9 protein-coding genes and 1 tRNA gene are annotated in these 13156 nt (G+C 47.1%); 9 read left to right on the top strand and 1 reads right to left on the bottom strand.

The genetic code is table 11. The features are described 5' to 3' along the window. The first annotated feature begins 3 nt into the window (after nt 1-3). The 8 genes from SMSP2_RS05115 (at nt 4) to SMSP2_RS05080 (ending at nt 7700) form a co-directional block, all read left to right on the top strand. The gene (locus tag SMSP2_RS05115; protein ID WP_146682923.1) at nt 4-1119 is read left to right on the top strand and encodes a sensor histidine kinase; all 1116 of its coding nucleotides are present in this window, start codon (nt 4-6) and stop codon (nt 1117-1119) included. Nucleotides 1120-1295: 176 nt separating this feature from the next. Beyond that, nucleotides 1296-2084 carry an electron transfer flavoprotein subunit beta/FixA family protein gene (locus tag SMSP2_RS05110; RefSeq protein ID WP_146682922.1) on the top strand — a complete coding sequence of 263 codons (789 nt, stop codon included), beginning with the start codon at nt 1296-1298 and terminating at the stop codon, nt 2082-2084. 1 nt (nt 2085) lies between these two features. After that, nucleotides 2086-3099, top strand: coding sequence for an electron transfer flavoprotein subunit alpha/FixB family protein (locus tag SMSP2_RS05105; RefSeq protein WP_186804879.1), 1014 nt, complete (start codon nt 2086-2088; stop codon nt 3097-3099). A gap of 1 nt (nt 3100) precedes the next feature. Beyond that, nucleotides 3101-4522 (top strand): FAD-binding oxidoreductase, encoded by a 1422-nt coding sequence (locus tag SMSP2_RS05100; protein WP_146682921.1) that lies wholly within the window; start codon nt 3101-3103, stop codon nt 4520-4522. 148 nt (nt 4523-4670) lie between these two features. Beyond that, nucleotides 4671-5705, top strand: coding sequence for a zinc-dependent alcohol dehydrogenase (locus SMSP2_RS05095; RefSeq protein WP_146682920.1), 1035 nt, complete (start codon nt 4671-4673; stop codon nt 5703-5705). Between the two features lie 9 nt (nt 5706-5714). Beyond that, the gene (gene cmoA, locus SMSP2_RS05090) at nt 5715-6473 is read left to right on the top strand and encodes a carboxy-S-adenosyl-L-methionine synthase CmoA (RefSeq protein WP_222566409.1); all 759 of its coding nucleotides are present in this window, start codon (nt 5715-5717) and stop codon (nt 6471-6473) included. Between the two features lie 51 nt (nt 6474-6524). After that, entirely contained in the window at nt 6525-7520 is a 996-nt protein-coding gene (cmoB, locus tag SMSP2_RS05085) for a tRNA 5-methoxyuridine(34)/uridine 5-oxyacetic acid(34) synthase CmoB (RefSeq protein ID WP_146682919.1), read from the top strand. A 107-nt stretch (nt 7521-7627) separates the two neighbouring features. Further along, a tRNA-Asn gene (locus SMSP2_RS05080) sits at nt 7628-7700 on the top strand. A 386-nt stretch (nt 7701-8086) separates the two neighbouring features. Here SMSP2_RS05080 and SMSP2_RS05075 read toward each other — a convergent pair. Then, complete coding sequence (locus SMSP2_RS05075; protein ID WP_146682918.1) at nt 8087-10801, bottom strand: GHMP family kinase ATP-binding protein; 2715 nt, start codon at nt 10799-10801, stop codon at nt 8087-8089. A 279-nt stretch (nt 10802-11080) separates the two neighbouring features. Between SMSP2_RS05075 and SMSP2_RS05070 the strand changes: the two genes are divergently transcribed. Then, nucleotides 11081-13090, top strand: coding sequence for a sodium:solute symporter family transporter (locus tag SMSP2_RS05070; RefSeq protein WP_222566408.1), 2010 nt, complete (start codon nt 11081-11083; stop codon nt 13088-13090). Nucleotides 13091-13156: the final 66 nt, after the last annotated feature.

The following is a 13156-nucleotide window of genomic DNA, read 5'->3' as shown; positions in this document are numbered from 1 at the left end:
CTCATGAGCCATTCCATAATAAACAGCTCTACAATAAAAGACCATCTTTGTAAACTTATAACGGAGTCAACAGCAAATTTCTTAGTTATTTGCGATGAATCCGGCAATATAATTGAATCAAACATAGCAGCTCAGGAAATTGTCAGCCGCAGTATAACAGATATGAATATCACAGATATCTTTACCAGTGATATCAAACTTGATGACTATCTCAGCAGCGGCCGCAAACATCTTCTTACATTAAAATCTGGCTCAGCGAACGCAGTTTCTATGTATTTTTCTTTTCATAAAATCAGTAATAGCATTGCAGTTTTTGGTGAAATAGATTTGCAGGATAGCAGGAATTTTGAAAAATGTCTGATTGAAACAAATCGTGAATTAGCTAATGTAAGCAGGCAGCTTAATAAATCAAACGCCCAGCTGAAAAAGTTAAACGACTTAAAAAACAGTTTTCTTGGTATGGCTGCACACGACCTCAGAAATCCTATAGGTGCGATTCGCATATTCAGTGAATTGCTGTTGAAGGATGCCGCGAAAAAATCACTTGATTCGGATTTTATTTATAAACTCAACACTATAGGCTCTCAGTGTGATTTTATGCTCAGGCTGCTCAATGATTTACTCGATTTTTCAGTAATAGAATCCGGGAAAATGCAGCTGAAGATGGAAGATGTAAATCCTGCTGAATTTATTGAGTATGTTGCCTCATTAAGCAAACTGGGAGCTGATAAAAAGAATATTACTCTAAAGGTTAATCTGCCGGAATCTGTAAAGAATATATCTTTTGACTCACAAAAAATACAGCAGGTATTGATCAATCTAATTACCAATGCCTTAAAATTTTCGTATTCTGAAACAACAATAACGATATCTCTTGAAGAGACCAATGACGGAATTGTCTTTTCAGTTAGCGACCAGGGCCAAGGTATCCCCCAGGAAGAATTGGGCTGCATATTCGAGGCTTTTAAAAAAGCCAGTGTTAAAAACACCTCTGGTGAAAAAAGCACCGGCCTTGGTCTGGCAATAGCACAGAAAATTGTCCTGGCACATAAAGGAAAGATGTGGGTTGAAAGCAAGGTCGGCCAGGGAAGCACTTTCTTTGTCTTTTTGCCAAATTGAGGATAACTTTTCTGTAAATCGCAGGCAAGTCTGCAAAAAAAAGAAAACAGTCAATGAAATCAACCGGAAAATGTGTATAATTTTTTCAAGAGCGTTCTGTTTGAACTTTAAAAGCTCGTTTTAAAGAAATCAAGACTATTGATATTCGTTTCTAATTTAAACAACAAAGATAATTGATGAATATAATTGTACCAATAAAACAGGTTCCCGACATTCGCAATGTCCGCATGGACGAGAAGACAGGCACAGTTATACGCGAAGGTGTAGAAGCGATTGTCAATCCGCTGGATTTGTATGCGATAGAAACGGCGATCCGGCTTGCCGGTTCTTGCGGCGCAAAGACTATAGCGTTGTCTATGGGGCCGGCAAAAGCCGCGGATGCACTGCGGGAAGCGGTTTCGATGGGTATCGATGAGGCTGTACTGCTCAGCGATAAATGCTTTGCCGGCTCTGATACCTGGGCGACCAGCTATGTTCTGTCAGAGGCGGTAAAACGTATAGGTTCTTATACCATAATTATTTGCGGCGAGAGGGCGGTTGACGGCGACACCGGCCAGGTGGGCCCGGGGATCGCCGCGTGGCTGGATATTCCGGTTTTGACCTATCTTAGCAAGGTCTCCATCAACGAAGGCAGCTGCACTGTCCGGCGGCTAATAGAAGACGGCTACGAGAGTTTGTCATGTAGTATGCCGTGTGTTCTGACGGTCGTTAAAGAAATCGCAGAGCCCGGACTGCCGACACTTCGGGGCAAAAAACGCGCTAAAAATCTCGATATTCCAACCTGGACTGCCGAATATTTGGGTATAAAACCTGAATCTGTCGGACTCAAGGGCTCGCCGACGCGTGTTGTCAAGATTGACCGCCCCAAAGTCTCGCGGCAATGCAGGATCGAGAAACCCCGCAGCGAAACCAAAACTGCGGCGGCTGTTAAGGCTTTGGCGGAAAAGCTCAGGGAGACTGCCTAAGATGGATAAACTGCTTGAATATAAAGATATATGGATACTGGCCCAGCAGAAAGAGGGCAGGCTTGAGCGGATATCGTTTGAGCTGATAACCCGCGGCAGAGAACTGGCGGATCAGAGGGGTTGCCGGCTTTGCGCGATGCTTTTTGGCGGAGATATAACAGATGATGAGCTTCACCGGCTCGGCAGATGCGGATTGGATTTGGCGGCGGTATGCAGAGATGAACGGCTGAAAGATTTCAATGTTGAGCCTTACGCAAGGGTTATGGATGTTGTAATAAGCAAATACAGGCCCGAGGTCATCATAGCCGGCGCGACATCTACCGGCAGAACACTGATGCCGTATGCCGCGATAAAGGCTAATACCGGCCTGACAGCCGATTGTACAGGCCTGGCAATCGACCCCGAGAGCGGCGGGCTTCACCAGACCAGGCCGGCAATCGGGGGCAACATAATGGCTACCATCAAAACGCCGGCGCATCGGCCCCAGATGGCAACTGTCCGTCCACATTCAACAAAGCCCGCACAGCCGGCCCAAAAATCCAAAATGCTGATTGAAGATATCCTGCCCGAAGATCAATGGTTTACAACAGGCGTTGAGTATCTCGGTTTTGAGTCAAGCGGCGATCAGGTTTCACTGGCGGATTCTGACAGGGTGGTCGTTGTTGGACGCGGCATAAAAAAAGCTGATAACCTCCCTATGATTTACGAATTAGCAGATGCCCTTGACGCGGCTGTCGGCGCGACACGGGATGTTGTTGACCGCGGCTGGCTTTCATACCCTCACCAGATTGGCCTAAGCGGAATCACCATAAGCCCGAAACTGTATATAGGAATCGGTGTCAGCGGCGCAATCCAGCACCTTGCCGGAATGCAGACCGCAGAGACCATTATCGCTATAAACAGCGATCCTGAAGCGCAGATTTTTAAAATCGCGGATTTCGGGATTGTCGGAGATTTGTTTGAAGTTGTTCCTGCTTTAACACAGCAAATACGCAGTGGAGGTGTAGTTGACTGATATGAGATACAACAGAATAACACCCGAAATCGCGGCAAGTTTGTCAGAAATTGTCGGCGAGAACTTCGTTATATACAATGACCCTGAGCGGCTTGAGCCCTATTCCCATGACGAGATACCCGAAAAGAAATACGCCGCTATGCCAGAGGCTGTTGTAAGGCCGCGGACAGCAGACGAGATATCACGTATTATGAAACTTGCCAATGAATTCAGATTTCCTGTAACACCTCGCGGCGCAGGTTCAGGCCTCTCTGGCGGTGCAGTCCCGATTCACGGCGGTATAGTTCTTCACTGCGACCGTATGAACGAAATACTTGAGCTCGACAAAGAAAACATGATGCTGACCGTTGAGCCCGGAGTGGTTGCCAATGATATCAACGAGTTTCTAAAACCTCACGGGCTGTTTTATGCCGGCTATCCAATGAGCATGGAAACATGCTATATCGGCGGCAATGTAGCTGAAAACGCCGGCGGCGGCAAGGCCGTCAAATACGGCGTTACCGGCCGATATGTGCTGGGGCTTGAGACGGTTATGCCAAACGGCGATATTGTTTGGTTTGGAGGCAAACTGATCAAGGATGTTACCGGCTATAACATGATACAGCTTATGACCGGTTCTGAAGGCACGCTTGGAATTTTTTCCAAGATTGTCCTTAAACTCATTCCTCTGCCCAGATATCAGGTTGATCTGCTTTGTCTGTTCAAAAGCTCTCAGGAAGCGATAAACATTGTCCCCAGGATTATTACCGGCACGGGCATAATTCCTACCGGCATTGAATTTATGGACAGAACCGCCTGCCGCGAGGCGTGTGAATATCTCAACGAGAGCATTCCATACCAGGATTCCGGTGCAATGGTGATTATCACTGTTGACGGGGCTTCCAGGGAAAATGTTGAGAGTGAGTATGAGACGCTTGGTGAAATGTGCATGGAAAATGGGGCGATTGAAGTGTATGTGGCGGATAATGTTACAACTTCAGAGCGTATCTGGAAAGTACGGCGTAATATCGGCGAGGCATACAACGTTATCAGCCGCCGCCAAAGCGGTGAGGATATTGTCGTTCCGCCGGCGGCAATGGCTCAGATGGTAGAGAAACTTTCTCAGCTTGCACAAAATTTCGGCGTTATGATACCGTGTTTCGGCCATGCCGGCGACGGCAACCTTCACGCCAGGATTGTCTCCGATCCGAAATGGAGCGACGAAAAATGGCACCAGGTACTGCCTGAAATTTTAGAACGGCTGTACAAACTGACCAGCGAGCTTGGCGGAAGTATATCAGGAGAGCACGGCATAGGGCATAAACGTAAAAATTATATGCCGATGTTCGTTTCTGATGAATATCTAAATATACTTAAAAGTATAAAAAAGTCTCTTGACCCGAATTTTATTTTGAATCCGGGCAAAATATTTGATAGTTTGTGAATTAAGAATTAGGAATTAGCGGACATGATTTACAGGATTAACAAGATTTTATTCAATTATTCTATCATGTAAATCTTGTAAATCCTGTCTAATATGATTAACAATCAGGTTTTGCCTGCAAAGGCGAGGCTGTGCATGAGGTAATACAATGAAAGCAATGCGGCTTACCGGAATACGTCAGATGGAGATGCTTGAGACTCCAGACCCGCAAATCGTTGATGACACAGACGTGCTTATACGCATGAAGGTCGTTGGAATCTGCGGCAGTGATGTTCATTACTACACTACCGGCAGAATAGGCGATCAGGTATGCGAATATCCCTACACCGTCGGCCACGAAAGCGCTGGGGTCGTCGAAGCTGTCGGGCCTGCTGTGACGTCGGTAAAGCCCGGCGACAGAATAGCTGTTGAGCCGGCTGTCTCCTGCGGTAAGTGCGATCAGTGCCTCTCGCATCGCAGCCATACCTGCCGCAATCTCAAATTCCTCGGCTGTCCCGGCCAGATTGAGGGCTGCCTGAGCGAATACATTGTAATGCCGCAGGAGTGCTGCTATAAGATACCAGATGATATGACTCTTGATCAGGCTGCCGTTTCTGAGCCGCTCTCTATCGGTTTTTACGCGGTCAAACAGTCTATAGATATCAAGTGCAAAACCGCCGCTATTCTTGGCGCAGGGCCTATCGGTTTGAGCGTTCTTCTCGCAGCTAAATACATGGAAGCGGGCAAAATCTATATGACTGACAAAATTGATGCCAGAGTGGATACGGCACTCCAAAACGGAGCCGACTGGGCGGGCAACCCTGACTCTCAAAATATTGTAAAGGAAATATCCCAGGCAGAGCCGCTGCTGCTTGATTGTGTGTTTGAGTGCTGCGGAGAGCAGGAAGCTATTGACCAGGCGGTAGAGCTGCTCAAACCCGGCGGTAAACTGATGTTTGTTGGGATACCGGAAGTTGATCGGATTTCGTTCGATATCAGCAAAATCCGCCGCAAGGAGATATGTATTCAGAACGTACGCAGGCAGAACGAATGTGTGCAGGAAACACTGGATATGATTCATTCGGGCAAAGTCAGTGCAGATTTTATGGTAACACATCGGTTTGATTTTGCCGATTCGAAGAAAGGCTTCGACATGGTTGATAATTACGAGGACGGGGTTATAAAGGCGATGATTGATCTCTAATGGAAATAATTGTCTAACAGCGAGCGAATGAGCGATATGGAAAAAATCGACAAAGTTTATGCACAATACCGCGAAAAGGTATGCGGTTTTAAATTCGATGACGCGGTGGCATCAGTTTTTGATGATATGATCCGCCGGTCGGTGCCTGGCTATGCCACCGTTATCGGCATGGCCAAGGTGTTCGCGGAACATTACGCCTCGGAAAATACCAATTGTTATGACCTGGGCTGCTCGCTGGGTGCTACGACACTTGCCATGCGGCAGGGCATCAAAAAGCCCGGCGTAAAGATAATCGCCGTTGATAATTCACATTCAATGATAGAGCAGTGCCGCAAGCATGTTAATTCGGACGTGAATGAAGCTGCGGTTGATGTTATACAAGCTGACATTGCGGATATATGCATTGAAAATGCCTCAATTGTTGCAATGAATTATACGCTCCAGTTTTTCTCGCCGGACAGACGCAAAGAGCTTATTCAGCGGATATATGAAGGACTTGTCCCCGGAGGACTTCTGATTCTCTCTGAAAAGATAAAATTTGATGACCGGCAGCAGAATAATTTTCAAATCGATATGTATCACGAGTTTAAGCGGTTAAACGGCTACAGCAGCCTTGAAGTGAGCCAGAAACGCAAGGCCCTGGAAAACGTTCTGATACCCGATACACTTGAGACGCATTACAGCCGTCTCAAAGATGCAGGTTTCAGCCGATCCTGGCTGTGGTTTCAGTGTTTTAATTTCGCTTCATTGGCGGCTTTTAAGGATTAAAACACCGGCAGGGGACTTGACCGAATTTACCTCATCGCTACACTTATCAATATGAATAATATTCCCATAGACTATTCGCCTTTTCTTGAGCATTGCCGGTCGAACGGACTTGCCGAGTTTGCTGATTTCGCCGAGTCTAAACTGCCGCAGGTTCGCGAAGTATTTGTTCACGGCGACCTAGAAGCATGGCAGGCCGCGATAGATGCACTGCCCCAAATCAGCCCCTCTGTGATTGATTTGACTGCCGCGGCGGTTCGTATCGGAGCTGCGGGTGATTGCGATGAATCTGCCCGGAAAGAGTTGAGAGAAAAGCTCATGCGGCTGCATCCCTGGAGAAAGGGCCCGTTTGATGTTTTCGGAGTGTATGTTGACACGGAGTGGAGGTCGGACTGGAAGTGGCAGAGGCTTTGCGAAAGTATCTCTCCCCTGAAAGGACGGCGGGTTCTTGATGTCGGCTGCGGCAGCGGGTATCACTGCCTGCGAATGCTCGGCGAGGGTGCCGCGGCGGTTGTCGGGATCGACCCGTTTCTGCTCTTTGTTATGCAGTTTCAGGCCCTGAACAGATATATTAAAACAGATGCCGCCACAGTTCTTCCGTTCAGGCTTGAGGATATGCCTGATTCGATGGAGAGCTTCGATACTGTTTTTTCGATGGGTGTTCTGTATCACAGGCGTGAGCCGAAAGAACATATCAGGCATCTGCGGCGTCTGCTTAGCTCCCGCGGTGAGCTGGTGCTGGAAACGTTAGTCCTTCAAGCCGCGGGAAGAGACTGCCTTGTTCCCAAAGGCCGCTATGCCCGTATGCGGAACGTCTGGAATATCCCGACGGTTGATTTGCTCTCTGATTGGCTTACGGACTGCGGTTTCAGCGATATTAAGCTGGTTGATATCTGCCGGACAACCACTGACGAGCAGAGAAGTACTGACTGGATGCGGTTCGAATCGCTTGATAAGTGCCTTGATCCAAGGGACATAACAAAGACCGTAGAGGGCCGGCCTGCACCGGTGAGGGCGGTTCTTACCGCCAAAAAGCCTGAAAAAGAATAAAATTTTAAAAATTTTGCACCTCTTTTTAGAAAATATTTGTATAAACTGTTGACAAATATCGTAAAAATTAGAAAATACCCCGTCTTGACTCACAGAGACAGGAATATTCCTCGATAGCTCAATTGGTAGAGCGAGCGGCTGTTAACCGCTAGGTTGTAGGTTCGAGTCCTACTCGAGGAGCTTGGCAGTGTAAGAATAGTCTTGCAATGTTTTTATGTTTATATCGGGAAATGCCATGTATTGGGTTTACATGTTAGGGAATCCTGATGTCAGGTTCTATGTCGGTGAACAAAATGTTCCAGTTGAGGGTAAGGGAGAATACACTCCTGAAAACGTCCCGTGAATTTCGTCAGGCCGCAAGAGCATTCAACCCGTTTATCAGTCATGCTTCGTGAGAAATTCATAAAAGGGCGTAAATCATCAAAATGGATCAGATATAATCTTCTCAATAGTCAGAGCGAGTCCCGATGTTGATCGGAATTCACCGCCGGGTAGCAGACCGAAGATACCGTGACGGATATATCCGCCTAAAGGTTATTCAGGAATCAGTAAATGTCCGAAAATAATTACAAACTTACCAGTCCTGCGCCTTCAACTGTTATGCAGTCGAGTACGGCGGGTTTTAGGCCTTTGGGTTCGTAATAATCTTTCGTAAGTGCCTTCTTCACTGTTGCGGCAGCTTTTTTCTTTGCCAGTATCATTATGCATCCGCCAAGGCCCGCTCCTGCTAACTGAGCTCCGGCGACACCGGCGACGCTGCCGGCTATATCGACCATCCTGTCTATCTCAGGGGTGCTGCAGGCATAGTATCCGGGCTGCATGTACAGCTGGGCGTTGGTGACCTTTTCCGGGTCTTCGCTGTGAAGGTCGTTTATAAGCTGGTTGAAGTAAGCGTCTGTACAACCGTCATCGACTTTTATGTATTTACCGGTTCCGTCGTCTCTGCTTACGCGGTCTCCGTCGTGGCTGATTTTCATTATCCTGCCGATCTGGGTGGTGTCTTTGCACTTGAGCAGTTCGAGGGTAAGCCGGCTGCGGGCGATTTCTGCGATGCCGAAAAGCAGCACTCCTCTAAGGTGATACGTGCCGGGATCCTTATGGGAGGAGAAGTTTTTCTCGATCATCTCGCGGCAGTCGCTCGAGAGCATTTCACGAAGTTCTGCGCGTGTGGCCTGCTGGGGAATCTTGAGAAACATCCTGTAAATGTCGCTTGTTTTACAGCCCAGTTTTACAGGCTCTATATCGCGGAGGTATTCGGCGATATGCAGAAACTCCGGGCATCTCTGTCTGAGCAGCTCAAACCCGAGGTTGTAGCTTGTGATTTTGGCATTGAACATGTCTTTTGCGCCGTGGCTTTTGGCGGCTTTTATGTAGCTGTTTGCTATCATGACCTGGTAATCTTCAGGTGCATCGACAATTTCTTCAACACGGAATGGGAAGTGGCCTACATGGGCGATTTTGCCGCGTTTGCCCATTCTGATTGCCGCGTGGTCGCCGGAGCCTCCTCTTGAGCCGACAAACCATTCACCCTCGCCGCACATGTCGATAAACTGACTGCTGGTAAGCTCAAAATTGTTCAGGGCAATCGCGGCCTGAAGTGTGGCAACAACGATGCTGGAGCTGCTGCTAAGTCCCGCCGCGATAGGAACATCACCATAAACCGCCAGATTCATGCCGTTTACTTTTATGTCATTGAACTTATGCTGGAGCCGCACCATAGATGCCCGTATATAATTGCCCCAGTCACCGGCTTTGCTAAGCAGCATACTGCGTACCCATTCGCTGTCAACGAAGTTTATCCAGTCAGACCACGCGAAACGGCCAATTATATCATTGACGTTGAACTTAACGTTTTTAAAAAAAACGGGCTCGACATTAACCGCTTCTACATTGCTGTCATCACGGGGCCCTGCGACCATGATAGTTTCCCTGTCGATTGCCAGATAATTGTTGAAGCCGCCTCTATGGTCAACGTGGCGGCCCATGATGTTTGCCCTGCCCGGAGCACGCACAATACAGACTTTCTGGTCAAAACCGAATCGCTTTCCGTAGCAGCTAAGGGTTTTAAGCAGCGTGCTGCATTTTCGCTTGTGCAGGGGGGCGTGGTCGCCATAGGTGTCTTTAAGCCAACGCTTAACAGAGGGCTTTTCGTTTTTAATCTTCTCTATCCATTTATCTACAGTGCAATACTTGTTCCCGGGCAGTTGCGGCGACATGTCATACACGGCAGTTTTGGCCGAATCTTTGATTCTGCGGACATAATCCTGAATCCTGAGCAGTTCATCGGGCGAATTGAAGCCCTGTATAAGGTCGGGATTACGCGCTGAAATGGTCTTGACAGAGTATTTTGATTTGCCGGCAGAATCTTTGATCCCGTTAATGCTCTTGACAATATCAGTAAGATAGTACTCTTTTTGAGCGTTATCATTGTTTATCAGAGAAACGCCCTGATAAAAGGCTTCTGCCTTAAACATATACAAACTGGCATTTACAAACTTGCACTTTTTCTCGATTTGCGAGGATGTGTACCTGCTGCCGTTTACCGTGATATTGTATTTATCGCAGTCAAGCAGTTCCATGAGCTGTTTCTTGTCTATTTCGCCGCTATGTTGCTTGCAGATTTCGATTAGTTCGCCAACTGCGCTGGCACGTTTTTTTGGGCTGGAGATATGTTTTTCTGCAATTTTGGTTATCAGAGACGATTTTAGTTTATCTTTGGTTTTGAGTATGGAGCGAATTTCGTCAACGACGGCCTGTTTCTGCAGATCCGGTTTTTCGATTATGTCAGCCGCCTGGCCGGATTCATCAATGAATATGCGGCCGCCGGAGCCCTGGGTCTGCTTTGTCTTGGGGATAGCGAATATAGAAGCGTGGGCCTGCTGTTTGATAAAACCCTCCAGCAGTGAATCTACAGCCCCGTCATCAAGAAATTTATCACCCATTGTTATTATGATATTGCCGGAATATCGCATGTTCTGAAGCGTTTCAGAAGCGATTTTGGCCGCGTGTCCGGTTCCCAGCTGAGGTGACTGAAATATATAGCCGACTTCAGGGTGTTTGGACGATACGGTTTCCATGACCTGCTCTGCCCGTGAGCCGACAACCAGCAGAAAGCCGGCAAAACCGTGCTTTTTGAATGTTGCGATAGTTCTGTTGATTGCGGGAATTCCGTCAATTTCGAAGCAGACCTTCGCAAGGTCACTCCGTCCCATGCGGGTGCCCTGGCCGGCGGCAAGAATTACGACTACTGTTTCTGCGGCAACACTTCTGTTTATATGCATAGCTCTGACCTTTGCTGCTTATATTTAATTTGCTAATATTAAAGCAATTATGCTATGCACTTATAGTGTTTTGTCAAGATAAATCGTCTCTACGAAAAGTCTCTATGATAGATAGCCTGGATAGGGCAGATGTCGAATGCGATTAAGTTCGATGATGTTCGTATTGATGATAGTTTGTAAAAAACCTGCTTGAAACTCTGGAGTGCTTATATAAAATGTAGCCACGATAGGTAAGTCTAATGTTCTAAACCCCTGTAATATGTTATTCACGAGGTAAAATTGAATCAGCTCAACATTATTGATTATGCAGTTATTATAGGATATTTCGCTGTTTTGGTGGCAGTAGGTTTTTATTTCCGCAAAATGGCTTCAGCGAGCATGGATGATTATTTTCTGGGCGGGCGAAAACTGCCTTGGTGGAGCCTTGGAATATCCGGAATGGCAGCCTGGCTGGACTTGACGGGTACGATGCTGATTACATCTTTTCTTTTTCTATTGGGGCCGTCTGCACTGTTCTTTGAAATCAGAGCCGGAGCAGGGCTTATTCTGGTGTTTATGTTTATTTATATCGGTAAATGGCACCGCAGGTCAGGCCTTATGACATGTGCCGAGTGGATGAAGTTTCGTTTTGGCACCGGTTTCTGGGGCAATTTTGCCAGGCTCGCGCAGGTGTTTGCCGCAATGGTTTTCGGAATCGGTACTCTGGCATACGCAATCAAGGGAGTTGGTCTGTTTTTCTCCATGTTCATGCCGTTCAAGCCGAGTACCTGCGCTTTGATAATGCTCGTGGTAACATGTATTTATACGATTCAATCAGGTTTTTACGGAGTTGTGGTTACCGACGTTTTCCAGGGTTTCTGTGTGCTGTTAGGCTCGCTTTTCATTTTAATATTTGCTATGAAGATGTCGATGGGGCTGGATATTGGCAGCATCGCAGAGCAGGTAACAGGAAATCCCAACTGGTCTGCTACACTGCCGAGCTGGAAAGTAGATATGCCCAGCGGCTACGAACATTACAACTTTCTGACTCTGGTTGTTCTTTATTTCATGTTCAAAACAGTCTATCAGGGTATGGGAATGGGAGTTGACAACCGGTATTTCGGTGCCGCGGGAGAGCGTGAATGCGGTATGCTGGGTTTCATGTCAGGCTGGACGATGGTTATGAGATGGCCCCTGATGATGGGTTTTGCGATTCTTGGTATCATACTGGTTCATGAGACGTTCCCGAGCCAGCTTGTCCTTAAGGATGCCGCCGAACTGGTTAATCAGCACTTTATCAGCAGCGGCGAGGCCTTGAACCCAAATCTATGGCACGAGAAAATCGCCGAGATTACCAATAATCCTCAAAATTTTGGATCGCTTCCTGAAAAACTGCATTTACTGCTGGGCGAAAATTGGCAGAATAAGATAAACATGGTCAGTTATGAAGGGACTGTTTTTCCTGAGCGGATTCTGCCTGCCGTACTAAAAGACATGATACCCCTGGGTGTTAGAGGTTTGATTATGGTTGCGTTGATGGCGGCTTCAATGTCAACCATAAATACAGTAATCAACAACACAGCGACCTTTTTCACAAGAGATATCTATCAGGGTTATATAAAACCGAAAGCCAAAAACGCCGAACTGATTTACGTTAGCTGGGCATTTGGCTTGCTGCTGTGCGTGGTTAGTTTTGTAGTGGCCTTTTATGCAGCCAATATCAATGATATCTGGAGCTGGATAACCGCCGGATTAGTAGGCGGGCTTGCTGTGCCGCAATTCTTGAGGCTCTATTGGTGGCGGTTCAACGGAGCCGGGTTTGCAATAGGTTTATTTGTGGGAATGCTCGCGGCTATACTTCAGCGGCTATTTTACCCGCAAATGCTTGAGTGGTACCAGTTTGGCTTAATCCTCAGTCTGGCCTTCGCAGCTTCGATCCTGGGGACTTATCTTACAAAACCTACTGATATGCACGTCTTAGAGAGGTTCTATGTCAAGACAAGGCCGTTTGGCTTGTGGGGTAAATTCAAGAACTGTCTCGATGAAAAAACAAGAAAAGCTACCGAAAAAGAGCATAAGAATGATATGGCGGCAATACCGTTTGGCCTGGTCTGGCTGATGACGCTTCTGCTTCTTCCCTTGCAGCTGATGACATTCAAATGGGGTGAATTGATGATAACCTTTGTTATTTTTATCGGTTCGCTCGTCGGGCTGTATTTCTTCTGGTATCGGCATCTGCCTCCCTTTGCTCCAAAAGAAAGTAAGCAGGACAAGCACGCCGTTCCCGTTGACGAAGTTCTTGAAGATTGAGAAATGTGCTTGCGGCGGGCTGGAGCAAATTCGTGAATTTGCTCTACCGGGCATGTTATCCGTAAA

Source organism: Limihaloglobus sulfuriphilus (assembly GCF_001999965.1).
Classification (GTDB): domain Bacteria; phylum Planctomycetota; class Phycisphaerae; order Sedimentisphaerales; family Sedimentisphaeraceae; genus Limihaloglobus; species Limihaloglobus sulfuriphilus.
This window is presented reverse-complemented; position numbering and strand designations above follow the sequence as displayed.

What these genes read in the sequence shown, in the direction of transcription:
- SMSP2_RS05075 (WP_146682918.1), bottom strand. Translation starts at nt 10,801, where the DNA reads ATGCATATAAACAGAAGTGTTGCCGCAGAAACAGTAGTCGTAATTCTT.
- SMSP2_RS05100 (WP_146682921.1), top strand. Translation starts at nt 3,101, where the DNA reads ATGAGATACAACAGAATAACACCCGAAATCGCGGCAAGTTTGTCAGAA.
- SMSP2_RS05115 (WP_146682923.1), top strand. Translation starts at nt 4, where the DNA reads ATGAGCCATTCCATAATAAACAGCTCTACAATAAAAGACCATCTTTGT.
- SMSP2_RS05110 (WP_146682922.1), top strand. Translation starts at nt 1,296, where the DNA reads ATGAATATAATTGTACCAATAAAACAGGTTCCCGACATTCGCAATGTC.
- cmoB (WP_146682919.1), top strand. Translation starts at nt 6,525, where the DNA reads ATGAATAATATTCCCATAGACTATTCGCCTTTTCTTGAGCATTGCCGG.
- SMSP2_RS05095 (WP_146682920.1), top strand. Translation starts at nt 4,671, where the DNA reads ATGAAAGCAATGCGGCTTACCGGAATACGTCAGATGGAGATGCTTGAG.
- SMSP2_RS05105 (WP_186804879.1), top strand. Translation starts at nt 2,086, where the DNA reads ATGGATAAACTGCTTGAATATAAAGATATATGGATACTGGCCCAGCAG.